The sequence below is a fragment of the Achromobacter sp. JD-1 genome (assembly GCF_038594925.1).
Lineage (GTDB): Bacteria > Pseudomonadota > Gammaproteobacteria > Burkholderiales > Burkholderiaceae_B > Achromobacter > Achromobacter spanius_C.
This window is the reverse complement of sequence record NZ_JBCGCS010000002.1, coordinates 482980-507376: the sequence shown is the minus strand read 5'-3', so window position 1 is coordinate 507376 and position 24397 is coordinate 482980. Positions and strand designations below refer to the sequence as shown.

The 24397-nt window shown below is 63.4% G+C and carries 26 protein-coding genes; 19 read left to right on the top strand and 7 right to left on the bottom strand.

Translation table 11 applies throughout. From position 1 onward, the window contains the following. Position 1: 1 nt before the first annotated feature. Complete coding sequence (msrQ, locus tag WBR68_RS05575) at positions 2 to 649, top strand: protein-methionine-sulfoxide reductase heme-binding subunit MsrQ (protein ID WP_050447625.1); 648 nt, start codon at positions 2 to 4, stop codon at positions 647 to 649. Between the two features lie 47 nt (positions 650 to 696). Here the strand turns inward: msrQ and WBR68_RS05570 are convergent, their stop codons facing one another. Genes WBR68_RS05570 through WBR68_RS05560 form a run of 3 tightly spaced genes read right to left on the bottom strand, consistent with a single transcriptional unit; the run spans position 697 to position 2795 of the window. Beyond that, positions 697 to 1482, bottom strand: coding sequence for an N-acetylmuramoyl-L-alanine amidase (locus WBR68_RS05570; protein ID WP_127183739.1), 786 nt, complete (start codon positions 1480 to 1482; stop codon positions 697 to 699). Between the two features lie 3 nt (positions 1483 to 1485). Continuing rightward, positions 1486 to 2196, bottom strand: a complete 711-nt coding sequence (locus WBR68_RS05565; protein WP_230693674.1) for an SAM-dependent methyltransferase — start codon at positions 2194 to 2196, stop codon at positions 1486 to 1488. Continuing rightward, positions 2193 to 2795: a Maf-like protein gene (locus WBR68_RS05560; protein ID WP_050447628.1), complete on the bottom strand. Its 603-nt coding sequence runs from the start codon at positions 2793 to 2795 to the stop codon at positions 2193 to 2195. The genes WBR68_RS05565 and WBR68_RS05560 overlap by 4 nt, the downstream gene beginning before the upstream one ends. Before the next feature lie 147 nt (positions 2796 to 2942). Between WBR68_RS05560 and WBR68_RS05555 the strand changes: the two genes are divergently transcribed. From WBR68_RS05555 to WBR68_RS05470, 18 genes are all read left to right on the top strand, one after another. After that, positions 2943 to 3539 carry a YceD family protein gene (locus WBR68_RS05555; protein ID WP_127183740.1) on the top strand — a complete coding sequence of 199 codons (597 nt, stop codon included), beginning with the start codon at positions 2943 to 2945 and terminating at the stop codon, positions 3537 to 3539. A gap of 52 nt (positions 3540 to 3591) precedes the next feature. Beyond that, positions 3592 to 3774 (top strand): 50S ribosomal protein L32, encoded by a 183-nt coding sequence (rpmF, locus tag WBR68_RS05550; RefSeq protein ID WP_006218037.1) that lies wholly within the window; start codon positions 3592 to 3594, stop codon positions 3772 to 3774. A gap of 59 nt (positions 3775 to 3833) precedes the next feature. Beyond that, the gene (gene plsX, locus WBR68_RS05545) at positions 3834 to 4901 is read left to right on the top strand and encodes a phosphate acyltransferase PlsX (protein ID WP_050447630.1); all 1068 of its coding nucleotides are present in this window, start codon (positions 3834 to 3836) and stop codon (positions 4899 to 4901) included. Further along, positions 4901 to 5887, top strand: a complete 987-nt coding sequence (locus WBR68_RS05540) for a beta-ketoacyl-ACP synthase III (RefSeq protein ID WP_050447631.1) — start codon at positions 4901 to 4903, stop codon at positions 5885 to 5887. The genes plsX and WBR68_RS05540 overlap by 1 nt, the downstream gene beginning before the upstream one ends. Before the next feature lie 92 nt (positions 5888 to 5979). After that, the gene (gene fabD / locus WBR68_RS05535) at positions 5980 to 6915 is read left to right on the top strand and encodes an ACP S-malonyltransferase (RefSeq protein WP_050447632.1); all 936 of its coding nucleotides are present in this window, start codon (positions 5980 to 5982) and stop codon (positions 6913 to 6915) included. A 4-nt stretch (positions 6916 to 6919) separates the two neighbouring features. Next, positions 6920 to 7669 carry a 3-oxoacyl-ACP reductase FabG gene (fabG, locus tag WBR68_RS05530; protein WP_127183742.1) on the top strand — a complete coding sequence of 250 codons (750 nt, stop codon included), beginning with the start codon at positions 6920 to 6922 and terminating at the stop codon, positions 7667 to 7669. Between the two features lie 217 nt (positions 7670 to 7886). Further along, positions 7887 to 8126 (top strand): acyl carrier protein, encoded by a 240-nt coding sequence (gene acpP / locus WBR68_RS05525; protein WP_003813816.1) that lies wholly within the window; start codon positions 7887 to 7889, stop codon positions 8124 to 8126. Between the two features lie 185 nt (positions 8127 to 8311). Continuing rightward, complete coding sequence (fabF, locus tag WBR68_RS05520) at positions 8312 to 9541, top strand: beta-ketoacyl-ACP synthase II (protein ID WP_050447634.1); 1230 nt, start codon at positions 8312 to 8314, stop codon at positions 9539 to 9541. A gap of 495 nt (positions 9542 to 10036) precedes the next feature. Then, positions 10037 to 10636 carry an RNA polymerase sigma factor RpoE gene (rpoE, locus tag WBR68_RS05515; protein ID WP_006218045.1) on the top strand — a complete coding sequence of 200 codons (600 nt, stop codon included), beginning with the start codon at positions 10037 to 10039 and terminating at the stop codon, positions 10634 to 10636. A gap of 12 nt (positions 10637 to 10648) precedes the next feature. Further along, positions 10649 to 11164 carry a sigma-E factor negative regulatory protein gene (locus WBR68_RS05510; protein WP_050447635.1) on the top strand — a complete coding sequence of 172 codons (516 nt, stop codon included), beginning with the start codon at positions 10649 to 10651 and terminating at the stop codon, positions 11162 to 11164. Beyond that, positions 11164 to 12213, top strand: coding sequence for a MucB/RseB C-terminal domain-containing protein (locus tag WBR68_RS05505; RefSeq protein WP_050447636.1), 1050 nt, complete (start codon positions 11164 to 11166; stop codon positions 12211 to 12213). The genes WBR68_RS05510 and WBR68_RS05505 overlap by 1 nt, the downstream gene beginning before the upstream one ends. Positions 12214 to 12259: 46 nt before the next feature. After that, positions 12260 to 13729: a DegQ family serine endoprotease gene (locus WBR68_RS05500; protein ID WP_050447637.1), complete on the top strand. Its 1470-nt coding sequence runs from the start codon at positions 12260 to 12262 to the stop codon at positions 13727 to 13729. 260 nt (positions 13730 to 13989) lie between these two features. Continuing rightward, entirely contained in the window at positions 13990 to 15783 is a 1794-nt protein-coding gene (lepA, locus tag WBR68_RS05495) for a translation elongation factor 4 (protein ID WP_127183745.1), read from the top strand. A 23-nt stretch (positions 15784 to 15806) separates the two neighbouring features. Next, positions 15807 to 16691, top strand: a complete 885-nt coding sequence (lepB, locus tag WBR68_RS05490) for a signal peptidase I (RefSeq protein ID WP_050447639.1) — start codon at positions 15807 to 15809, stop codon at positions 16689 to 16691. 2 nt (positions 16692 to 16693) lie between these two features. Further along, positions 16694 to 17455 carry a ribonuclease III gene (gene rnc / locus WBR68_RS05485; RefSeq protein ID WP_046802607.1) on the top strand — a complete coding sequence of 254 codons (762 nt, stop codon included), beginning with the start codon at positions 16694 to 16696 and terminating at the stop codon, positions 17453 to 17455. After that, entirely contained in the window at positions 17452 to 18342 is an 891-nt protein-coding gene (gene era / locus WBR68_RS05480) for a GTPase Era (protein WP_050447640.1), read from the top strand. Before rnc ends, era begins: the two co-directional genes overlap by 4 nt. Next, positions 18335 to 18922: a DNA repair protein RecO gene (gene recO / locus WBR68_RS05475; protein WP_050447641.1), complete on the top strand. Its 588-nt coding sequence runs from the start codon at positions 18335 to 18337 to the stop codon at positions 18920 to 18922. The genes era and recO overlap by 8 nt, the downstream gene beginning before the upstream one ends. A gap of 18 nt (positions 18923 to 18940) precedes the next feature. Next, positions 18941 to 19849: a LysR family transcriptional regulator gene (locus WBR68_RS05470; protein WP_230693673.1), complete on the top strand. Its 909-nt coding sequence runs from the start codon at positions 18941 to 18943 to the stop codon at positions 19847 to 19849. A 78-nt stretch (positions 19850 to 19927) separates the two neighbouring features. On the opposite strand, the gene WBR68_RS05465 is transcribed toward WBR68_RS05470, so the two are convergent. From WBR68_RS05465 to WBR68_RS05450, 4 genes are all read right to left on the bottom strand, one after another. Then, entirely contained in the window at positions 19928 to 21028 is a 1101-nt protein-coding gene (locus WBR68_RS05465; protein ID WP_230693672.1) for a pyridoxal-phosphate dependent enzyme, read from the bottom strand. 2 nt (positions 21029 to 21030) lie between these two features. Beyond that, positions 21031 to 22011, bottom strand: a complete 981-nt coding sequence (locus WBR68_RS05460) for a succinylglutamate desuccinylase/aspartoacylase domain-containing protein (protein WP_230693671.1) — start codon at positions 22009 to 22011, stop codon at positions 21031 to 21033. Between the two features lie 46 nt (positions 22012 to 22057). Then, the gene (locus tag WBR68_RS05455; protein ID WP_127183748.1) at positions 22058 to 23014 is read right to left on the bottom strand and encodes a Bug family tripartite tricarboxylate transporter substrate binding protein; all 957 of its coding nucleotides are present in this window, start codon (positions 23012 to 23014) and stop codon (positions 22058 to 22060) included. 90 nt (positions 23015 to 23104) lie between these two features. Next, positions 23105 to 24397, bottom strand: coding sequence for an NTP/NDP exchange transporter (locus WBR68_RS05450; RefSeq protein WP_230693670.1), 1293 nt, complete (start codon positions 24395 to 24397; stop codon positions 23105 to 23107).

The following is a 24397-nucleotide window of genomic DNA, read 5'->3' as shown; positions in this document are numbered from 1 at the left end:
CATGTCCGAGGCCTCGACCCAGTCCGTGTCCGCGTCTCCCCGCAAGGCGCAGCTTTCCGCAAAGACCGTGGGGCGCTTCAAGCCGCTGTTGTTTCTGCTGGGCTTGTTGCCGTTCGCGCGGTGGCTGTGGCTGGGTTTCAACGACGGGCTGACCGCGAACCCGGTTGAGTTCCTGACCCGCTCGTCCGGCACCTGGACGCTTGTCTGTCTGCTGGTCACGTTGTCCATCACGCCGTTGCGCCGCCTGACCGGGCAGCCCGCGCTGGTGCGCGTGCGGCGCATGTGCGGTCTGTTTGCCTTCTTTTACGGCGCCATGCATTTCATGGCCTGGGTGTGGTGGGACCGCGGTCTGGATCCCGCCTCGATGTTGCAGGATATTGGCGAGCGGCCCTTTATTACCGTGGGGTTTGCCGCCTTTGTGCTGATGACGGCGCTGGCGGCCACGTCCACGCAGTGGGCCATGCGCCGGCTTGGCAAGCGCTGGCAGCAGTTGCACCGCGCCGTCTACGCCATCGGCTTGCTTGCGGTGCTGCACTTTTGGTGGCACAAGGCCGGCAAGAACGATTTCACCGAACCCATCTTGTATGCGGCAGTGCTGGCTTTGCTGCTGGGCTGGCGGATTGTGGCTTGGTGGCGGCGCAGGGGCTAACGTAGCCAACGCCAGCGATAGGTCCGGCTACTGATACGGCTGCACAGTTACAGCATCGCCAGCATGATGGCGGCGGTTTCCGCGTCTGGCTGGCCGTCGTGCACAGCGGGCCGGTAATGCATCTGGAACGCCGCCAGTGTGTTGATGGTGGCCCGATCCAGCACGCCGTCCTGCGGGCAGGCATAGCCCAGGCGTTGCAATTGCTTCTGAAACCAGGCCACATCGGGGACGCCTACAGCCTGCAGGCGCGCCAGATGCTCGGCTGCCCCGGTTTCGTCGTACCAGCGTCCGATGCCCGCTTCGGCTAGCGCCTTCCAGGGGAATAGCGGTCCGGGGTCCACTTTGCGTTGCGGCGCGATGTCGCTATGGCCCACCACGTTCTCGGGGGCGATGCCATGGCGTTGGATAAGGTCGCGCAGCAGAATGGTCAGCGCGCGCAGTTGGCGTTCGTTGTAGGCATGCCAGACCGGCTTGCCGTCAGGGCCTTCGGTCCGGCCCGGGTTGACGATTTCGATGCCGATCGACGTGCTGTTCATGGCGATGTTGCCGTACCAGGAACTGGCGCCCGCATGCCATGCGGCACGATTTTCGTCCACAAGGCGGTAGGTGCGGCCTGAGTCGGCAATCAGGTAGTGCGAGCTGACCTTGCCGCGCGACAGCAGCTTGATGGATGTGGCGTCGCCAACGCTGGTGTAGTGCAGGATGATGCTGCGCACGCGGCTTGCTTGGCTGACGGCGGTGATAGAGGTGTCCAGATCCAGCCCGGCGGGGCCGCGCGAGGCGCAGCCAGCCAGCACTGCCGTGGCCAGCAGGGTGGTAATAAGGCGTAGCATCGATCAGCGGGCCAGGTAGAGGAACAGCGTGGGGAGTTTGTCCAGTTGGGGCGCCGGCAGTTTTTTCCAGTCGGCGATGGTGTGCGTTACCACCCATTCGTCCGCAGTGGTAACGGAGCGCGCCACGCACAGCTTGGTGTCGCCTTTCAGGCTGGACAGCAGCGTAGCGAACATGGCCGCGTTGCGGTAGGGCGTTTCGATCAGCAACTGAGTCTGGTTGTGCATGGCGGAATGCTGCTCCCAGGCCTTCAGTTGCTTGGCGCGCTCGGCGGCATCCACCGGGGCGTAACCATGGAAGGCGAAGCGCTGCCCGTCCAGGCCGCTGGCCATGAGGCCAAGCAGGATGGACGAGGGGCCGACCCAGGGTTTGACCGGTATTCCCAGGCGATGGGCGGCGTCGACGACTTTGGCGCCCGGGTCGGCGACGGCCGGGCAGCCGGCCTCGGATACCAGGCCGATCTCCGCCCCTTTCTTCACCGGCGCCAACCAGGCGTCGATCTGGCCGGCGTCGATTTTGTCGGTCAGGGTGTGTATGGTGATTTCCTGCAGCGGGCGCGTGGTGCCGACCTGTTTGAGAAAGGCGCGCGCGGTCTTGGCATTTTCGGCGATGTAGGTGTCCAGCCGCCCGGCCAGGGCGCGCACGTCGGCCGGCAGCCAGCGTTCGGGTGGGGCGTCGCCCAGGCTGACGGGAATCAGGTGCAGGGCGCCGTTCATGTCGACGCGCCCGGTGCGTTAAGCGGGTCCAGCCCGAACTGCGCCAGCATGCGCGTCAGCGCGATCAACGGCAGCCCGATAATGGCGGTCGGGTCATCGCTCTGGATGCTTTCCATCAGGGCGATGCCCAGGCTTTCCGCCTTGGCGCTGCCTGCGGTATCGTAAGGTTCCTCGGCGCGCAGGTAGGCGTCGATGGCGGCGTCCGGCAATTGGCGGAAACGGCAGAGCGTAACGATGTCCGCTTTTTCCACGCGCTGGCCATCCGTGACCGCCAGCGCGCTGTGAAATGCCACCGTTTGCCCCGACAGCGCGCGTAATTGCGCTTGAGCGTGGGGAAAATCCCCCGGTTTGCCGATAGGCTGGCCGTCAACGGTGGCCACCTGATCCGACCCGATGACGATGCTGCCCGGGTGCTTGGCCGCGACCGCCATGGCCTTGGCAATTGATAGCCGCAACGCCAGCGCTTCGGGCGTTTCCCCAGGCTGTGGCGTTTCGTCTACATCGGGGGAAATGGCGGTAAAGGGCAGACGCAGGCGCGACAGCAATTCTTTGCGGTAACGCGAGCTGGACGCGAGGATCAGGCTAGGCTTTGAGAGCATGCGGTATTTGACGGTTAAGCGTAAGTCGCAGTATTATCTAACGTTTTGCGGGATTTTTGCAGCGGCTGCTGAAAGTGGAAGGCTGAAAGCCGGAGCTGAAAAAGCCAAAGCAAATGCTGAAAGCCGAAGTCCCGTGAATGCAAAGGATTGATCATCAAGCGCATCGATGCATTCGCATTTGCCCATAGTGGCAAGGAAGCGCAAGGCACCATACCTCTTGTGCGGTTTACGCGCGCGGTTGAAGGGTTACCCGAACAACCGCTGGGCGAGGCCGGGCTTGTGACGTGGTCCGTGCGCGGTGAGGTGGGTAAGTCGGGGCTGTTGCTTGGCCGGCCGCTTCTGCATGTTCATGTGCAAGCGAATCCGGTGCTGGTGTGCCAGCGGTGCAATGCGCCGTTCGTATACCCGATCGATAGCGAAGTCCTCTTGCAGCTGGTTAAGTCTGAATCCGATCTTGATGATGGTTTTACCAACGGTGATGTCACCGACGGTTATGCCGGCAGCGAAGACGAAGACGAAGAAGGAAATGGTTTTGTGTCCAACCAACCTGAGAAGGTGGTGGGGTCGCATCATTTTGATCTGCTGGCCCAGATCGAAGATGAGCTCATTCTGAGCGTTCCGTATGTGCCCAAGCATGAAGTATGCCCGGGCGCGCAGGCCAACGTCAGCGAAGTTCCTGAAGAACCCGCTGTCAAGCGTCCGTCGCCGTTTGCGGTGCTGGAACAACTGAAGCACAAAGATTGAGATCAACATCGGGCCGCATCGCGTACAATGCGCCCCGTTTCTAGGAGTCATCATGGCCGTTCAACAAAACAAGAAGTCCCCCTCCAAGCGCGGTATGCACCGTTCGCACGATTTTCTGGTTGCTCCGTCGACCGCCATCGAGCCGAACACCGGTGAAACGCACCTGCGCCACCACATCAGCCCCAACGGCTTCTATCGTGGCCGCAAGGTCCTGAAGACCAAGGCCGACGAATAAGGCCCCCGGGCCGAACTCGTACTCGGACCAATTCGGCTGAGCGCTGATACCTGGCACCCGTGATACGCATCGCCATAGACTGTATGGGCGGAGACTTCGGTCTGCCCGTCACGATTCCGGCTGCGATCGAGTTCGCCCGGCAATTTCCGGATACCCGGCTGTTGCTGGTCGGGCTTCCCGACGCGATCGAAGCGGCGCTCTCGGAGCACCGCGACGTTGCGCGCGATCGTATGGAAATCGTGGCGGCTTCTGAAGTCGTCACCATGGACGACCCGGTCGAGGTCGCCCTGCGCCGCAAAAAAGACTCCTCCATGCGCCTGGCCGCCCAGTCCGTCAAGGACGGGCGCGCCGACGCCTGCGTTTCCGCGGGCAATACGGGTGCGTGGATGGCCATTTCACGCTATGTGCTCAAGACGCTGGACGGCATCGACCGCCCCGCGATCGCCACGTCCATTCCGAATCAGACGGGTCGCGCCACCACGGTGCTGGACCTGGGCGCGAATGTGGACTGCACGGCCGAGCACCTTCTGCAATTCGCCATCATGGGCGCCGCGCTGTCGCAGGCGGTGGACCATCGTGAGAACCCCACCGTGGGCTTGCTCAACATCGGCGAAGAAGTCATCAAGGGCAATGAAGTCGTCAAGGAAGCCGCCGAGCTTCTGCGCGGCAGCCCCTTGAATTTCTACGGCAACGTGGAAGGCAACGACATCTTCAAGGGTACGGTCGACGTCGTCGTCTGCGATGGCTTTGTCGGCAACGTCGTGCTCAAGTCCGTCGAAGGGCTGGCGAAGATGCTGTCCAGCATCATTCACGAAGAGTTCAAACGCAATATTTTCACGTTGCTGGCCGGGGCTATTGCCAAACCCGTGCTGAACCGTTTGCGCAACCGTGTCGACAACCGCCGCTATAACGGCGCCGCGTTGTTGGGCCTGCGCGGCGTGGTCATCAAGAGCCACGGTTCCGCGGATGTCTACGCCTACGGTTTTGCGTTGCAGCGCGCCCGTGAAGCCGTAGTGAGTAAACTGCTGGAGCGCACCGCTCAGACGGTCGCTCAGATTACCAAGCGCGTTCAGTCGGAAGAGGGCGCCGCAACGCCTCCCGCGAACGTGGCTGGGGACACCGCTTGATGGATACCGCAATGAAATATTCCGCAATCGCGGGCACCGGCAGCTTCTTGCCGGAACGCGTGGTTTCGAATGACGAACTGGCAGCGGAACTGGCGACGCGCGATATCGCCACGTCCGATGAATGGATCGTTGAGCGCACGGGCATCCGTCAGCGCCACCTTGCCGAGCGCGGCGTCACGACCAGCCAGCTTGCCACCGAGGCGTCGCGCCGTGCGCTGGCCGACGCGGGCGTTGAAGCGTCCGATGTCGACCTGATCATCGTCGCTACCTCCACCCCCGACTTCGTCTTTCCCAGCACCGCTTGCCTGGTGCAGGCCAATCTGGGCGCCAAGGGCTCGGCGGCGTTCGACGTGCAGGCCGTGTGCAGCGGCTTTGTGTATGCGTTGACCACGGCCGACAGCTTCATTCGCGCCGGTCGCGCCCGTTGCGCGCTGGTGATCGGCGCTGAAGTGTTCTCGCGCATCCTGGACTGGAACGACCGCAGCACCTGCGTGCTGTTCGGCGATGGTGCGGGCGCCGTGGTGCTGAAAGCATCCGACGAGCCGGGCATCATGGCCGCGCAGCTGCATGCCGACGGCAGCCAGATGAAGATCCTGAGCGCCGCGGGTAACGTGGCCTACGGCGACGTCACGGGCGACCCGTTCCTGCGCATGGATGGCCAGGCCGTCTTCAAGCAGGCCGTCACCGTGCTGGACCGTTCGGCGCGCGACACGTGCGCGGAAGCCGGTGTTGAGCTCGCGGATGTCGACTGGCTGATTCCTCACCAGGCCAACGTACGCATCCTGAATTTCCTGGCACGCAAACTGGCCGTGCCGGTCGACAAAGTCGTCATCACTGTTGATAGTCACGCCAACACCTCGGCGGCCAGCGTGCCGCTGGCGCTGGATGCCGCGCGCCGCGATGGCCGCGTCAAGCCGGGGCAGCTCATCCTGATGCAAGGCGTGGGTGGCGGATTCACCTGGGGCTCGGTACTGGCCCGCATGTAAGCGCGCGTCCTGGCGGGTGGCGCGACGAGCGCTGCCGCCGAACGGGCGCCCGACATTCCACACAGACACTGAATCAATCCAACCGGTTAATCATGAAAATTGCTTTTGTCTTTCCCGGCCAAGGGTCGCAGGCTGTCGGCATGCTGGATGCCTGGTCGGGCGTTGCTGCTGTTACGGACGCCGTGGCGCGTGCCTCCGAGGCTCTGGGTCAGGACCTGGGTGCCCTGATCGCGCAAGGTCCGGCCGAACAACTGAACCTGACCACGAACACGCAGCCGGCCATGTTGACGGCCGGCGTGGCGTTCTATGCTGCCTGGACGGCCGCTGGTGGCCGCAAGCCCGACGTCGTGGCTGGTCATAGCCTGGGTGAGTATGCCGCGTTGACCGCGGCCGGCTCGCTCATGCTTGAAGACGCTGTGCGCCTGGTGCGCGTGCGCGCTGACGCCATGCAGGCCGCCGTGCCGGTCGGCACGGGCGCCATGGCCGCCATTCTGGGCCTGGACGACGATGCCGTGCGCGCCGCATGTGCCGCCGCCGCTCAAGGCGAAGTCGTCGAAGCCGTGAACTTCAATGCGCCCGCGCAGGTCGTGATCGCCGGCCACAAAGCCGCCGTCGAACGTGCGTGCGACCTGGCCAAGGCCGCGGGCGCCAAGCGCGCATTGCTGCTGCCTGTGTCGGCGCCGTTCCACTCCAGTCTGCTCAAGCCTGCCGCCGATGTGCTGGCTGCCGCGCTGGCGAACGCAACGGTCTTGGCGCCGCAAATCCAGGTCATCAACAACGTTGACGTGGCTTCCCCCTCGGAACCCGAGGCAATCCGGGATGCGCTGGTGCGTCAGGCATGGCATCCTGTGCGCTGGGTTGAAACCCTGCGCGCCATGAAGGCGCAAGGCGTCACGCACGTTATCGAATGCGGTCCCGGCAAGGTGCTGGCCGGCTTGACCAAGCGCATTGATCCCGAACTTACTGGCCTGGCCATTACCGACCCCGCTTCACTTGAAGCCGCGTTGGCCGTCGTTAACGGAAATTGAAGACATGGACAATTCGATCGAACTGCAAGGCAAGATCGCGCTGGTGACCGGCGCCACCCGGGGCATCGGCCGCGCCATCGCCCAGGAATTGGCCGCGCGCGGCGCTACCGTGGTCGGCACCGCCACCACGGAATCCGGCGCAGCCGCCATTACCGAAGCCCTGGCGCCGTTTGGTGGCCGTGGCGTGGTGCTCAACGTGACCGACGCCGAAGCTTGCGACGCCTTGATCGACGCGCTGGCCAAGGATGGCGGCGGCCCGCACATCCTGGTCAACAATGCCGGCATCACGCGCGATACGCTCGCGATGCGCATGAAAGACGATGATTGGTCCGCGGTGCTGGACACGAATCTGACTTCCGTATTCCGCCTGTCGCGCGCCGTGATGCGCAGCATGATGAAGGCCCGTTGGGGCCGCATCATCAACGTGACCTCGGTGGTCGGTTCCAGCGGCAACGCGGGCCAGGCCAACTACGCCGCCGCGAAAGCGGGTGTGTCGGGCATGTCACGTGCGCTGGCCCGTGAGTTGGGTAGCCGCAACATCACCGTGAACTGCGTCGCGCCCGGCTTCATCGACACGGACATGACGCGCGCGCTGGCCGAAAGCCAGACCACGGCGCTGCTGCAACAGATTCCGCTGGGTCGTCTGGGTTCGCCCGAAGACATCGCCCATGCGGTGGCCTTTTTGTCCGGGCCGCAAGCGGGTTACATTACCGGCACCACCCTGCACGTCAACGGCGGGATGTACATGCAATAAATCACGAATTGCGCGCCAGGCGGCCCAGGCCGCCGCGCCTTCGTCGGGCAACCGGCTTGGGTAGCACGCAGTTCAACCGGAAACGCCGCATACCGGTATTCCTGTGCCCCCAACGGGCGACAGAACAAGTGCGCGGTGTTATTTTTGTCACGGCCAGGCGTTGCTTTCCTCTACGCTTGGCTATAATTCGCGGGATTTTTCCCAATTGGAGATCTGCATGGAAAGCATCGAACAGCGCGTCAAGAAGATCGTCGCTGAACAACTTGGCGTCAACGAAGCCGAGATCAAGAACGAATCCTCCTTCCTTGACGACCTCGGTGCCGATTCGCTCGACATGGTCGAACTGGTCATGGCGCTCGAAGACGAATTCGAGACCGAGATCCCCGACGAAGAGGCCGAAAAGATCACTACCGTGCAACAAGCGATTGACTACATCAATTCGCACGGTAAGCAGTAAGCTCGACTTTATATCCTTCCGGTTGCCCTACTTTCGGGGCCAGCCGGGAAACGGGGCGGTTTCAGGAATTTGCCGTGTGGTACGCGTGGGGAAGGGCGTCGTAAAGCCCGACCCGCTTTCGCGTGGGCCACACGTGCAGCGCATCCCGAAAACCGCCTTTCTTTTGTCTGTTTGAGGAGTCATCCGTGAAGCGACGTGTCGTCATCACCGGCCTGGGTATCGTTTCTCCCGTTGGAAACGACCTGACCACCGCTTGGGACAATATCGTCAACGGACGTTCTGGCATCAGCCGCATCACCCGTTTCGATCCCTCGGCCATCACCACGCACATTGCTGGCGAAGTCAAAGACTTCGACATCAGCACCTATATCTCGAGCAAAGAAGCCCGCCAGATGGATACCTTCATCCATTACGGCCTGGCCGCCGGGATGCAGGCATGGCGTGACAGCGGCCTGGAAGTCACCGACGCCAATGCCGAGCGCATTGGCGTGATCGTGGGCTCCGGCATCGGCGGTTTGCCGCGCATTGAAGAAACCCAGGTCGAATACATGGCCAAGGGGCCGCGACGGATTTCTCCGTTCTTCGTGCCGGGTTCGCTGATTAACCTGATCTCCGGTCATTTGTCCATTGCCTATGGCATGAAGGGCCCCAGCTACGCCGTTGTTTCGGCCTGCACGACCGGCCTGCATTGCATCGGCGACGCCGCGCGCCTGATCGAATACGGTGACGCGGACGTCATGGTCGCTGGTGGTGCGGAATCGACCGTGTCGCCGCTGGGTATCGGCGGTTTTGCCGCCATGCGCGCCTTGTCGACTCGCAACGATGATCCTCAGACGGCTTCGCGTCCCTGGGATCGTGACCGCGACGGCTTCGTCCTGGGCGAAGGCGCCGGCGTTCTGGTGCTGGAAGAGTACGAGCACGCCAAGAAGCGCGGCGCGCGCATCTATGGCGAACTGGCCGGTTACGGCATGAGCTCGGACGCGCATCACATCACGGCTCCGGACAAGGACGGCCCGCGCCGAGGCGTTATCAACGCGCTGCGCAACGGCGGCCTGAACGCGGACGACATCCAGTATGTCAACGCGCACGGCACGTCCACCCCCTTGGGCGACAAGAACGAAACCGACGCGCTGAAGCTGGCTTTCGGCGATCACGCCAAGAAGCTGGTGGTCAATTCGACCAAGTCCATGACCGGGCACTTGCTCGGTGCGGCTGGCGGCATCGAGGCGGTGTTCACGACCTTGGCCGTGTACAACCAGGTTTCGCCTCCCACCATCAACATCTTCAATCAAGATCCGGAATGCGATCTCGACTACTGCGCGAACGAAGCGCGGCAGATGAAGATTGAAGTCGGCCTTTCCAACTCGTTCGGCTTCGGCGGCACCAACGGCTCGATGGCCGTTCGCCGGGTCTGATTTGGAAGGCTCCGACGCAGGGCGCTGGTCGTTTCGTGTGCCCATCGGGCGGCCGACCGGCGTCCCTGTGCTGTGTTGCTTGGCCGTTGTTGTCGCGGCCGGCTGCGTCTTGATGGCGTCGTCCTGGCATGGCACGGTGGCGGTGGCCGTGGCAGTAGCGATTGCGCTGCTGTCCATCCCGGCCTGGCTGTTACACTCTGCACGGAGCGGACCGTCCCCAGTATCGGCGTTGCGCACGACGGCTGGGGCAGGGCGCTGGCAGGTTCACCAGCCACAAGGCTGGCAAGACGCGCGGTTGTTGGATCGCCAACGCGGCCCTCGCTGGCTTACGCTTATTTTGCAGCCCTTGCCCACCGGGAGTACCGTCTTTACAAATAGCACAATCACCCTGACCGTCTGGCAGCGGACGTTGCACCCCGAGTCCTGGCGGCGCCTTTGCCTGCTGACGGGCACGGCGCGGCACGCTCGTCCAGCGGCACGTAGCCGGGAGACGTCATGAGCGAGCGCGAAGTCGACGCTGAGTTGGTCGCGCGCGTTCAACGAGGCGACAAGAAGGCCTTCGATCTTCTGGTGCTCAAGTACCAGCGCAAGATCCTGCGCCTGTTGGCCCGGATGATCCGCGACCCCTCGGAGATCGAGGACGTAGCTCAGGAAGCATTCATCAAGGCGTATCGGGCCTTGCCCCAATTTCGGGGGGATAGCGCCTTCTACACCTGGTTGTACCGGATCGCCATCAATACGGCGCGCAACTGGCTGGCCTCACAAGGCCGTCGTCCCAGTGCGCCCAATGCGATAGAAACGGAAGACGGTGAAACTTTTAACGAAACCGACAACCTAACCGACATAAGCACGCCGGAATCCATGGTTGCCAGCCGCGAAATCGCCGAAACGGTGAACGCGGCCATCGAGGAATTGCCCGAAGAGTTGCGCACCGCAATTGTCCTGCGTGAAATCGAAGGTATGAGTTACGAAGACATCGCCCAGAGCATGGATTGCCCCATTGGTACGGTGCGCTCCCGCATTTTTCGTGCGCGTGAGGCCATTGCGACCAAATTGCGTCCATTGCTAGGCACCGATGCCGAGCGTCGCTGGTAAGGAGTGGCAGTCATGCAAACAGCAGCCAAGTCCGTTGAGATCGCCGAGGCCTCCTGGGAGGAATCGGTTTCCGCCTGGATGGACGGAGAAGATTCCGACGATATTCTTTCCAGTCTGTTGTCCAAGGAAGGACGTCAGACCTGGGACACCTATCATTTGATCGGTGATTCTCTACGTAATGCCGATCTGGCATTGACGCCTAGCGCTGCATTCCAGTCGCGACTGGCCCGTGCGCTTGATGCGGAGCTGCCTATCGTGGCGGCGCCGCGGCGCCGTTCGCCGCTGCGGGTCGGGCTTTCAGGCCTGGCCGTAGCGGCGGCCGTGGCCACGGTTGCCTGGGTGGCGCAACCCTACCTGAGCGGCACGCCGGCCACGGAAGTTCGTGTCCTGGCCGACGCCAGTGGCACGCCCACTGCTGTCTCCGCCGCCGATGACGCCGGCCTGCGCGACTATCTCGAGGCCCATCGCCAGATGGCGGGTCCCAGCGCGGTGCGGCAAGTCTCGTTCGAAGCCGGAGCCGGACGTTGATGGCGCTGGCGTTACCCACACGTTGGCCGCGCGCAGCTTCCTGGAACGCGCACCGCGCGGGATGGTTTGCCGCTACGCTTCTGACCGCTTTCCTGTCTGCCCATGAGCCGGCACGCGCGTCCGACACCGCCGCCCCGGCCTCGGACGACGTCGTCCAACTGTTGACGCGCATCCAGCAGGCCGCGCGCAAGCAGGACTACGCGGGCGTCTTCATGTATCAGCAGGGCGAAATGATTCAGTCCTCGCGACTGGTGCACGTTTTGGACGGCACCGGCGAGCGCGAGCGCCTGGAAATCCTCGACGGCCAGCCGCGTGAATACCTGCGTCACAACGATGATGTGCAGTGTCTGATCCCCGAACGTAAGACCGTTCTGATCGAACGTCGGCGGGGTGATCGTTTTCCCGGCTTGTTGCTGGGCGATCCGGCCAATCTTGCCGAGCACTACAAAATTCGCACCGAGTCCAAGCTGCATCGGGTGGCGGGTCGCGAATGCCGCTTGATCACGATCGAGCCGCTGGACAAGCTGCGCTATGGCTACCGCCTTTGCGCCGACGTTGAAACCAATCTGCTGCTTAAGGCGCAGACCTTGAATGCGGCCCGAGGCGTGGTCGAGCAAGTGTCTTTCACGTCGGTTCGCATGGGTTCGGAAGTTGATCCGCAACAACTGAGTTCGCGGTGGAGCACGCGCGACTGGAAAGTGCTGGAATCTTCCATGACGCCGGTGGACCTGGCAGCCCAGGGCTGGCGCATTCCCGCACCCAAGGGTTTCAAGGTGATCATGCAGGTGTCACGGTCGATGGGACGCGCCGGCGCGGTCAGCCAGATGGTGCTGTCCGACGGCTTGGCGGCCATTTCGGTTTTCATTGAGCCTTATGACAGCGAGCGGGGGCATCATCCTCCGCTGGGCGCCGCGCAGCGCGGGGCCATCACGGTGTACGGCACGCGCATTGCTGATTTCTGGCTGACGGCCATGGGCGAGGTACCCGTGGAGACGCTGGAACAATTGGCGGAAGCGACAGAATACGTGCCGGCCGCCGGGTCCAAGTGATTGACGCCCAAGCCACAGGCAGCAAGCAGCAACTTCGGAGTAATTTATGAAAGCAATGACGGTGTCGAACGCTTTTTTCCGGCGCTTTCTGGTGGCCGTGACGGCAGGGGTACTTATGTCCGCCGCCTACGTGCCCGCTTCGGTGGCGCAGACACCCACGGTGGCGTTGCCCGACTTCACGGGCATTGTCGAAAAGGCCGACCCGGCTGTAGTGAACATCCGCACGACGGCCACTGTGCCGGTGCGCGGGCCGGGTCCCGGCGGCGGCAGCGATCCCTATGAGCTGTTTCGTTGGTTCTTTGGCCCCGACATCCAGCCGCCCGGCGGCGGGCAAGTGCCGACGCCACGCCCGCGCCCCCAGCCTGAAGAGCGCACGGTACCGCGCGGCGTGGGATCGGGCTTTTTCGTGTCCGACGACGGCTATATCCTGACCAACAATCACGTCGTGGTGGATGCAACGGATATTTACGTCACCTTGACCGACGGCCGTGAATTCAAGGCCAAGGTCATCGGCACCGATGAACGCACCGACGTGGCGTTGATCAAGATTGAAGCCAAGGACATGGTGCCTCTTGTCATTGGCGACCCCAAAAAGCTGAAGAAAGGCCAGTGGGTGCTGGCGATCGGCTCTCCGTTCGGTTTGGACTCCACCGTGACCTCGGGCATTGTCAGCGCGATAGGCCGCGATACCGGCGAGTACCTGCCGTTCATCCAGACGGACGTTGCCGTCAATCCGGGCAACTCGGGCGGGCCCTTGATCAACCTGGATGGCGAGGTCGTGGGTATCAATTCCCAGATCATTTCGCGCAGCGGCGGTTTCATGGGTATTTCCCTGGCCATCCCGATCGACGAAGCGATGCGCGTGGTGGACCAGTTGCGTACCACCGGCAAGGTGACGCGCGGACGGGTCGGCGTGCAGATTGGCGAAGTGGGCAAGGACGTGGCTGAAGCCATTGGGCTGCCCAAGGCTGAAGGCGCGCTGGTCAGCAGCGTTGAAGTCGACGGCCCCGCCGAACAGGCGGGCGTGCAGCCGGGCGACGTGATCCTGAAGTTCAACAATGAAGCCATCAAGCGCTGGTCCGACCTGCCGCGCATCGTGGGTGAAACCAAGCCCGGCACGCGCGCCGACATGCAAGTGTGGCGCAAGGGCAAGAGCCTGACGCTGTCAGTCAAGGTGGGCGAGATCCCGACTGAAAAGGCGGCTTCGGCAGGCAAGAAGGTTGCCCCCGAGCCGGAAGTCACCAATGCGCTGGGTCTGGGCGTGGTGGACGTGCCGGGCGACATGCAGAAGAAGCTGCGTATCAAGGGCGGTGTCCAGGTGAAGGTGGCCGAAGGCGCAGCCAGCAAGGCCGGCCTGCAGGAAGGCGACATTGTGTTGGCTTTGAACGACACCGACGTGACCGGCGCCAAGCAGTTCGGCGAGCTCGTGGCCAAGCTGGACAAGAGCCGCGCCGTGGGTCTGCTGGTTCGCCGAGGCGACCAGACGCAATGGGTTGCGGTGCCTGCATTGAAGTAGGGCGGGTGGCCCCGGTGGGGCGCCCTTTTTGCCTGGCTGCGGGCCGCGGCAGAAAAAAAATGCCCAAGACCAGCTAAAATGGCTGGTTGCCGCAAGAGGGGGCGCTTGGCGCCCCCTCGTTTTGCCCGGGTTTCGGTTTCGGGCTTGTCCCGGGATTCCGGGTTTTGCCCGCCGATGCCCCTCTCTCGTCAGCCGTGCCTTCTCCGGCGGCGGTGTCTTCCGGCCTGGTGCCGAGTGTTCCGTCCCTTATAATTTCAAGCATGCAGCATATTCGCAACTTCTCCATCATTGCCCACATCGATCATGGCAAATCGACCTTGGCCGATCGCTTGATCCAGCGCTGCGGCGGATTGGCGGCTCGCGAAATGTCGGCGCAGGTGCTCGATTCCATGGAAATCGAACGCGAGCGCGGTATTACCATCAAGGCCCAGACCGCCGCCCTGCAGTACAAGGCGAATGACGGCAAGGTCTACAACCTGAACCTGATCGACACCCCGGGGCACGTGGACTTTTCCTACGAAGTCAGCCGTTCGCTGTCGGCGTGCGAGGGCGCCCTGCTGGTGGTGGACGCCTCGCAGGGTGTGGAAGCGCAGACCGTCGCCAACTGCTACACCGCTATTGAACTGGGCGTGGAAGTGGTGCCCGTGCTGAACAAGATGGACCTGCCGCAGGCAGATCCCGAAGGCGCGCGCCAGGAAGTGGAAGATGTGATCGGCATCGATGCATCTGAAGCGGTGTTGGCCAGCGCCAAGACGGGCATGGGCATCGACGAAATCCTGGAAACCATCGTTGCGCGTGTGCCGGCGCCCAAGGGCGATCCCGAGGCGCCGCTGCAAGCCCTGATCATCGACTCGTGGTTCGATAACTACGTGGGCGTGGTCATGCTGGTGCGCATCGTGAATGGTGTCCTCAAGCCCAAGGACAAGATTCTGCTGATGGCCTCCGGCGCCACCCACCTGTGCGAGCAGACCGGCGTGTTCACGCCGAAGTCGCAGCCGCGTCCGCATCTGTCCGCGGGCGAAGTGGGTTTCATCATCGCCGGCATCAAGCAGTTGGAAGACGCCAAGGTTGGCGACACGGTCACGCTGGCCAACAAGCCGGCGCCGTCCGCGCTGCCCGGCTTCAAGGAAGTGAAGCCGCAGGTGTTCGCCGGTTTGTATCCGGTGGAAAGCTCTGAATATGACCAACTGCGCGATTCGCTCGACAAGCTCAAGCTGAACGACGCCGCGCTGATGTTCGAACCCGAAGTGTCGCAGGCGCTGGGCTTTGGCTTCCGCTGCGGCTTCCTGGGCTTGTTGCACATGGAGATCGTGCAAGAGCGCCTGGAGCGTGAATTCGACATGGACATCATCACCACCGCGCCGTCGGTGGTGTACGAAGTCGAGCAGCGCGATGGTTCCGTGATTACCGTGGAAAGCCCGTCGCGCATGCCCGAAGTGGGCAAGATCCAGGACATTCGCGAACCCATCGTGAAGGTCACGCTGTTCATGCCGCAGGACTATGTCGGCCCGGTGATGACGCTGTGCAACAACAAGCGCGGTTCGCAGGTCAACATGAGCTATCACGGCCGCCAGGTGCACCTGGTGTACGAGATTCCGCTGGCCGAAATCGTGCTCGACTTCTTCGACAAGCTGAAGTCGGTGTCGCGCGGCTACGCCTCGATGGACTACGAATTCCTGGAATATCGCTCGGCCGACGTGGTGCGGGTGGACCTGCTCATCAACAACGACCGGGTCGATGCACTGGCCGTGATCGTTCACCGCAGCAACGCGCGCCATCGCGCCCGTGACGTGGTCACGCGCATGCGTGGACTGATTCCCCGCCAGATGTTCGACGTGGTCATCCAGGCCGCCATCGGCGCCGAAATCATCGCGCGCGAAAACGTGAAGGCGTTGCGCAAGAACGTGCTGGCCAAGTGCTACGGCGGCGACATCTCGCGCAAGAAAAAGCTGCTTGAAAAGCAGAAGGCCGGCAAGAAGCGCATGAAGCAGGTGGGTAGCGTTGAGATTCCGCAGGAGGCGTTCCTGGCCATCCTGCAAGTGGAAGACAAGTAGAACCAAAAGAAGGCGGTTAGCTGATGAGTTGGAACTTTGCCCTGATCCTGTTTGTTCTGCTGGTCTTGACCGGCATTATCTGGGTGCTTGATCTAGCGGTGCTACGGCGTGGCCGTGAAGCACGGGCCCAAGCGGCAATGGCGCAGTACGACGCGGCCCTGATCGGCGATGCGCAGGAAGCCGAACGCCTGCGCCGCGAAGCCGGCGACGTGGCGCGGCGCGTGCCGTGGTGGATCGAATACGCGGTCAGCTTTTTTCCCGTCATTCTGTTCGTATTCATGCTGCGTTCGTTCGTGGTCGAGCCGTTCCGGATTCCGTCGGGTTCGATGCTGCCCACGCTGCAGTCTGGCGACCTGATCCTGGTGAACAAATTCAGCTATGGCCTGCGCCTGCCTGTGATCGACAAGAAGGTGATTGATATTGGCGAACCCAAGCGCGGCGACGTGTTTGTGTTCCGCTATCCCGTAGATCCGGACGTGGACTACATCAAGCGCGTGGTGGGTTTGCCGGGTGACGAAATTGCCTACCTGGACAAAAAACTGTATGTCAATGGCGAACTGGTGCCCCATGTGCGCGCCGGAGACTACTTCGAACCCGATCGTGTTTCGTATATTGCGCAATATAAAGAGAAATTAGGCGACGTTGAGCACCAAATCCTGCTAGATGAGAAAAAACCGCAGGATTACGCTCCCATGTGGCAATTTCCTCACCGTGAAAACTGCCAATACAGCCGCAATGGGGTACGCTGCAAAGTACCCGAAGGCAGTTATTTCGCCATGGGTGATAATCGGGACAACAGCGCGGACAGCCGGTACTGGGGCTTCGTACCTGAAGCCAACATCGTCGGACGCGCGTTCTTCATCTGGATGAATTTCAGCGATCTCAGCCGCATTGGCCGGTTCAACTGATTATGTCGCTAGCCACGCTAGAAAACCGCCTGGATCACCACTTCGGTGATCCAGCCTTGCTTGAACAGGCACTGACGCATCGCAGTCATGGTGCGCGCCACAACGAGCGCTTGGAATTCCTTGGGGATTCCGTGCTGAACTTCGTCGTTGCGGCCATGCTGTTCGAGCGTTATTCGAAAATTGACGAAGGCGATCTGTCGCGGCTGCGGGCCAATCTGGTCAAGCAGGCCTCGCTGGCGGATATCGCCCAGCGCCTGGAGCTCTCGCAGTATCTGCGCCTGGGCGAAGGTGAATTGAAAAGCGGCGGGTTCCGCCGGCCATCCATTCTTGCCGACACGGTCGAGGCGCTGTTCGGCGCCGTCTTTCTGGACGCGGGCTTTGAGGCCGCGCGCCGCGTGATCGTGCGCCAGTACCAGCCGGTGCTGGCGTCGGTTGACCCCAAAACGCTGGGCAAGGACGCCAAGACCTTGCTGCAGGAATTCCTGCAGGGCCGCAAGCTGGCGCTGCCGCTGTACACGGTGGTGGCCACGCATGGCGCGGCCCACAGCCAGCAGTTCGAAGTCGAGTGCGCCATCCCGGCGCTCGAGATCAAGGTTACGGCGCCTGGCGCCAGCCGCCGCGCCGCCGAGCAATCAGCGGCCAAGCTGGCCTTGGAAGCCGCGCTGGCCATCAGCCCGGCCACCAAGGCTGCCCGCAAGTCGGGCAAGGCGCGCAAAACCGCGCAATTGTCGCTGCCCGTGGCAGTGGCTCAAGAGACTAAATGAGCGATACCCCTTTTCGTACCGGCTTTGTTGCCATTGTTGGCCGCCCCAATGTGGGCAAGTCCACGCTGACCAACGCCCTGATCGGTTCCAAGATCTCCATCGTGTCGCGCAAGGCGCAGACCACGCGCCACCGCATCCATGGTGTGTTGACGCGCGAACACGAGCAGTTCGTCTTCGTTGATACCCCCGGGTTCCAGACGCGCCATGGTGGCGCCATGAACCGCATGATGAACCGCGTGGTGACGCAGGCCCTGGCTGACGTCGACGTGGTGGTGCATGTGGTCGAGGCCGGCAAGTGGTCTGAGGGCGACGCCAAGTTGCTGCCGCTCTTGCCCAACCCGGAACGCACCATCTTGGTTGTCTCGAAGATCGACGCGCTGAAAAACCGCGACGACCTGTTTGCCTTCGTTTCCAAGATCATGGCGCTGCATCCGTTTGGCGCCGTGGTGCCCGTCAGCGCCACCAAGAACCAGCAACTGGATCAGTTGCTGGAAGAAATTGCCACGCGCTTGCCGGAAGGCGAGGCAATGTTCGAAGAAGACACCCTGACCGACCGCCCCATGCGCTTCATTGCGGCCGAACTGGTGCGCGAAAAGATCTTCCGCCTGGTCGGCGACGAACTGCCCTACGGCTGTACCGTCGTCATCGAGCAATGGGAAGAGACCGACAAAGGCGCCAGCATCAACGCCTGCGTGGTGGTCGAGCGCGACAGCCACAAGCCCATACTCTTGGGCACGGGCGGCATGCACATGAAGCGCATCGCCACGGAGGCGCGGCAGGACATCGCCAAGCTGCTGGACAAGCCGGTGCACCTTGAGGTCTACATCAAGGTGCGCAAGGGGTGGTCCGACCGCGAGGGTGCGCTCCGCGATTTGGGCTATGAGTAGACGGGCGCCTCGCGTCCAGGATCGCCCGGGCTTTATGCTGCACGCCACCGCGTGGCGTGAGACCTCCCTTATTGTTCAGACTTTTTCCCGCGATCATGGCTGTGTGGCCATGGTCGCCAAGGGCGCCAAGCGCCCTTACTCGGTGCTGAGGCCCGTGTTGTCGGCCTTTCAGCCCTTGCTGCTGTCCTGGACCGGCAACGGCGAAGTCAAGACGCTGACGCGCGCCGAAATCGCGGGCATCCGGCCCTTGACCGGCACCGCGCTGATGTCCGCCTGGTACATGAACGAACTCTTGTTGCGCCTGCTGCCTCGCGAAGACGCCCACCCCTTGCTGTTCGACGCCTACGACATGGCGTTGCAGCAGTTGTCCAACGGCACGCGCGCCGCGGGGGCGTTGCGCCGCTTTGAATGGACCTTGCTGCGCGAAACCGGTTATGGCGTGGACGAAGCCGCCCCGGATTTCGAAGACACCACCATTGAACCCGCGCTGCGCCGCGATTTGCGCGAGCGCCTGGCCGAAATTCTTGCCGGCCGCCCGCTGTCCACCCGGCGCGTCCTGATGGACTTGCAGCGCGTCTGAGCGTGCTGCGCGCAGCCGATGACCTTCACACTGAAACAGGTCGAGACGTTCCGCACCGTATACGAAACGGAAAGCGTGACCGCTGCCGCCCGGCGCCTGGATGTGTCGCCCGCGACGGTCAGCGCCACCTTGGCCGCGTTGGAAGCCAGCATTGAGCTACGCCTGTTCGAGCGCGTGCGTCAGCGGATGCAGCGCACGCCCGAGGCCACCTTGTTGTACGAGGAAATCCGCCGCTTGAACGTGGGGCTGGAAAGCCTGGGACGCAAAATCCGTGCGATTCGGGGCGCCGCGCAGCCGCGCCTGCGCATTGGTTGCATCCATGCGTATGGCGGCACTCTTGTCAGTGACGCGATCTCGCGGTTTCGCACGCGCTATCCCGACATGCCGCTGTATCTGCAGATTCGAGACTCCAACACCTTGCGTGACATGGTGGTGTCGGGCGAACTCGATCTGGCGGTGGTGGCTGACGAATCAGAGCTCGAAGGTCTGTTGGGGCACCGGCTGGCCAGCCTGCGTGCCGTGGCGGTGTTTCCCGCCAGCCATGCGCTTGCGCGCCTGGAACGCGTGGATTTCACGCATCTTGTGGATGCGGACGTGATTGCCCTGAACGCGGAGGATGGTTCGCGCAAGCGCCTGGATTCGCTGTTGTTGCAGGCGGGGCTAAGCCTGAAGGTGGCCATCGAAACCCCGTACTCCAGCACCGTGTGCCAACTGGCGCTGGACGGGCACGGGATCGGCATTGCCAACCCGGCCACCGCCGTGGGGAGGGAGGCAGCCGGCCTTTGCTACCGTCCGCTGACCGCACCCGTGCATTTTGAATGCCATATGATCTTGCACGGTAGCCGACCCTTGTCCGAGGCCGGCAAGTTCTGGGCCACCTGTCTGCGCGGCGTGCTGGCCCCGCTGGTGGATCGCTTCGGCGTGTGAGGTGGTCGGGCGGTCAGGCGGTGATGCGGTAAGGCAGTAAGGCAGTAGGGGCCGCAGAGGTTGCGGGCCAGGTCCCGCTCAGCCCCGGCGACCGTCCGAAGTCAGCATCAGCACCACCGACGATTCGGCATCCAATACGCCCGAGCGCCGCAGCTTGGCCACCGCCGCCAGCGCGGCGGCCGACGATAGCTCGGTGCTGATGCCTCTGCGGTCCAGAAGTTGCTGCGCCTGGGCCGCGGCCTTATCGTCAATTTCAACAGGCGTGCCGCCCGACCGCGACAAAGCTTCCAGGGATTGCAGCGTGCAGGTTCCACCCGCAATGGAGTACTGCGCCGTTGCCGCGTCCCACAAGCCGCGCGCGTCTCCGCTGGCCTGGGCCTGCGACAAGCGCGCATGGGGTTCAATGGCGTGCAGGCGCGGCAAGCGTTGAATGCGGCCGCTTTGCAGCAGGTGCTGCCAACCCAGGAAGATGCCCCACAGCAGATCGCCGCGCGCGGTGGGCACGATGATGTCGGTCGGCGTGCCGCAGCGGTCCAGGATTTCAGCGGCAATGGGCTTGTAGCCTTCCACGCCATAAGGGTGGGTGCCAACGGGCGGATTCAGGTAATTGGTGCCCGCGAATGCGCCCTGGTTACGGCACAGGTCTTCGACGTATGGCCAGCGGGCTAGGCTGTCTTCAAAGGCGCTGAGTCTTGCCCCGAAGCGCTGCATGGCTTCGCGCTGCAAGGGCGGGCAGTTTCGGGTGATGGCGATGTCGGCCTGCAAGCCGGCGGCCGCGCAATAGGCGGCGATCGACACGCCGGCGTTGCCGCTGGAGGCCGCGGCCACGCGGGTTGCGCCAGCCAGTCGTGCCCGAGACACCAACTGGGCCGCCATGCGGTCCTTGTGGCTGCCGGTGGGGTTGGCGGCCTCACATTTGAGCCAAAGCTGGCCGATGCTTTCGGCCACGGCCAGATCCGATGCATCAAGGCAAGGTGTGTCGCCTTCGCCCAGCGTGATGGGCGCCAGGACCGGCAAGGGCATGGTGTTGCCGCCGCTGGAAGGTTCGTAGACGCATTCCAGCGTGGCGGGGTGGCCAGCGGCCAGGCAATGGGGGCAGCCTTCGGGATAGTCGCCGGGCGCCCACAGGCGGGTGCAGCGGATACAACGTAGGCCGGACAATCCAGGGTTCATCTGCATGGTCAGTACTTTGACGCGAGGAATTCAAGGGGAAGGGCGGGTGCGACTTGCAGCAGGCAGTCGCCGTCGTCACACCGGGCGATGGCGCGCAAGCACACGACCGTGCCCGCTTGAGGGCTATGCAAGGGGCGCATGGGCGTGTCGGGGCGGGCGGGTTCGATCAGGCGAGCAATCTGCTGGCCCGCTGTGACGGACTGCCCCAGTTCAACGCTGGGCACGAATACGCCGGATTCGCCTGCCCAAAGGGTGGCGGCGGGGGCCTCCAGGTCATAAAGCAGAGTGTCCGGATTGCGGGGGCGTGGTTGGCTGGGCAACAGGCCCAGCTCTCCCAGGCAACCGAGCAGGCCGTCGCGGCAGCGTTCGACCAGAGCGCTGTTGGTTTCTCTGCCGCCGCCGATTTCGGCGCTAAGGCGCAACACGCGGTGGCGGCTGGCCGCGGCCGGCATGGAGCCCGCTTCATTGCCGCGAAAGAACACGCAATGCGGCAGGCCGAACGCGCGCGCCAGGGCGGGCAGGCGCTCGTCGTAGGCGTCGCTGCCGTAGCGCGTGATCACGGACGATGGCAGATAACGCAGGGACGCGCCACCGCTGTGGACGTCGACCATGGCTTGCACGTGGGGCAGCAGACGCGTTTCGAGGGCGGCCGCCACGCTTTCGGTGTAGCCGCGCGCGGGGGCGCCCAGGAAGGCGCGGTTCAGGTTGCCGCCATCGGCGGGCGACAGTCGTGTGCCGGCCAGCGATGCCTCTGCGTTGACGGCGGGCAGCAAATAGACCGTGCCCCGTTGCAGTACGTTGGGCAGGTGATGCCACAAATCCAGAATGGCGGCCTGGCCTTCCCATTCGTCGCCATGCACGCCCGCCATCAGGGCCACGGCGGGGCCAGGGCCGGCGTCGACCCGCAACATGGGAATGGTGATGCGGCGATAGGCCGAGTCATTGGTTGCGGCGGCAACGGAGAAGTCTTCCCGGCTTACCTGGATCATGTGGCGCCTCCGGCTGGGGGGCTTGCCGCAGGCGCGCCCGTGGACGTCAATCCAGCGTGGCGGCCTTGATGATGTTTTCCCATTTGGGCAGTTCCTTGCGAATTTGGGTTTGTACGTCCTGCGGGGTGCCGCCCAGCGGCGCTTGCGAACGGCTGCGCAGTTCTTTTGCGACATGTTCCGATTGCAGCGCCTGGTTCATCGCGGCATTCAGGCGGTTGATGACGGCTGGCGGCGTACCGGCGGGAGCGATCAGCGCGCTCCAGGCTGACTGTTCATAGTCGGGGTAGCCCTGTTCGGCCACCGTCGGCACATCGGGATTGGATGCAGCGCGCGACCGTGTTGTGACGGCCAGCGCGCGCAGGCGGCCATCCTTCAGGTTGCCGATCAGCGGAGGCAGGTTTTCCATCATGGCGTCCACATGGCCACCGAGCAGGTCGGAGAGCTGCGCGGCCGTCGCCTTGTAGGGAATCTGGCGCACGGCGGCGCCGGTCTGGGCAATGAAAAGCTTCACGCCGACCTCGCTGGTCGTGCCTGGGTCGGCCGATGTCATCGTCATGCGGTCGGGCTGGGCGCGGCTGGCCTCGATGAAGCTTTTCAGGTCGCGATAGGGTGACGCGGCATTCACCACGATGACGTTGGGCGTCTCGGCCACCAGGCCGATGGGCGTCACGTCACGGTCCAGGTCGTAAAGCTGCTGTTTGAACAGAAACCGATGCAGCACCAACGTGCCGACGTGGGCGTAGCCGATGGTATAGCCGTCGGCCGGGGCGCGAACCACCGCCTGGGTGCCGATGCGGCCCCCGGCTCCGACGCGGTTTTCCACCACGACTGGCTGACCAAGCTGACGGCTCATCTCCTGGCCGATCAGGCGCGCGGTAATGTCCGCATTGCCGCCCGCCGCGGCAGGCACGATCAAGGTGATTGCGCGTTCCGGATAGTCGGCGTGCGCGGACGTGGCGCTAAGGCAAAGCAGCAAGGCGGCAAGGCAGGCAGAGCGTTTCATGACGATTCCCCAGGCGTTGAGAGCTGCGTCATTGTGCGGCGGCCGCCCGAAGAATCCGTTTGTCTTAATAATATGGATGTTTGGAAAAACCTAACGCTTGTCGTCCTTTCTTGCATCGGCCTGTTTTCCCAGCGCATAGCCGACCGCCGCTGCGCCCAGCGCCACGGCCGCGCCCAACAGCGCGATCAACGCCGCGCCGTGGCCCAGCATGTCCACCCCTGCCTTGACCCAACCGCTGGCGGCGTCGCCGCCGCGGTAGACCACAGTGTCGATGACGCTCTTGGTCTTGTATTTGTCTTCGGGCGGAACCGCCGTAAACAGCATTTCGCGCCCGGGTCTGATGAAGGCGTATTCGCCGGCCCGGCGCAGGACCATTGCCGCGGCCAACACGCCAAAGACAGGGAACGCGGCCAACGCCAGGAATGACAGCCCTACGGCCAGGGGCACCGCGGTCAACAGAAAGCGCAGCCCCAGGCGCGCGGCCACGCGGCCAGTGATAAAAACTTGCGACAGCAGCGCCAGCGTCTGCACGGTGAAGTCCAGCGCGCTGAATACGCGGATGCGCTGCGTGGTGTCGGGGAACGAGTCAGCCACCAGCCGCGCCTGCTCCATGTACAGAAAGGTGTTGAGGGTAGCCAGCAGCACCACCAGCAACGAAATGCCAAGCAGATAGCGAGACCGGAAAATACGCGAAATGCCGGCCAGCACGGCACCTTCAATGGGCTGCTTGATGTCCTGCTGGCTGACGTCCGTACGCGTGGCGGCGCGCCATCGCAACAGCCATTGCTTCAGCGGCAACGTCGCCGCGAGCAGCAGCGCCGACAGCAGCAGCAGGCCCGCCGGACCAAGCGCGCCCGCCAGCAACGCGCCCAGCAGTGGACCGCACAGCCCGCCCGCGCTGGCGCCGGCGGCAATCAAGGCGAACAGGCGCTTGGCCGACTCCATGCGGAACACATCGGCCATCAGGCTCCAGGCGATGGAAACCACGAACAGATTGAAGACCGACAGCCATACATAGAACGCGCGCGCCGCCCAGACGCTGCCCGGTTGCAGATGCAGCAGCATGGCAAAGCCCGCCATGGTCAGGGCAAACAGGCCGTAGACCCAGGTCAGCAGCGTTGAGCGCGGCACGCGCGAGGACAAGACGCCAAACACCGGCACCACCGCCAGGGTGGCGAAGAAGGTGGCGGTGAAGAGCCATTGCAGTTGGTTCACACCCGCCTGGATCCCCATGGTTTCGCGGATGGGCCGCAGCATGAAATAGCCGCAAAACAGGAAGAAAAAGAAGGCGAAGCCGCAGGCTGCTGGCGCTATTTCCTCTTCATGAATGCCCAAGGCGCGCGCAATGCGGCCAGGCAGGAGGCCAAGGCCGGCAGCGGCCAT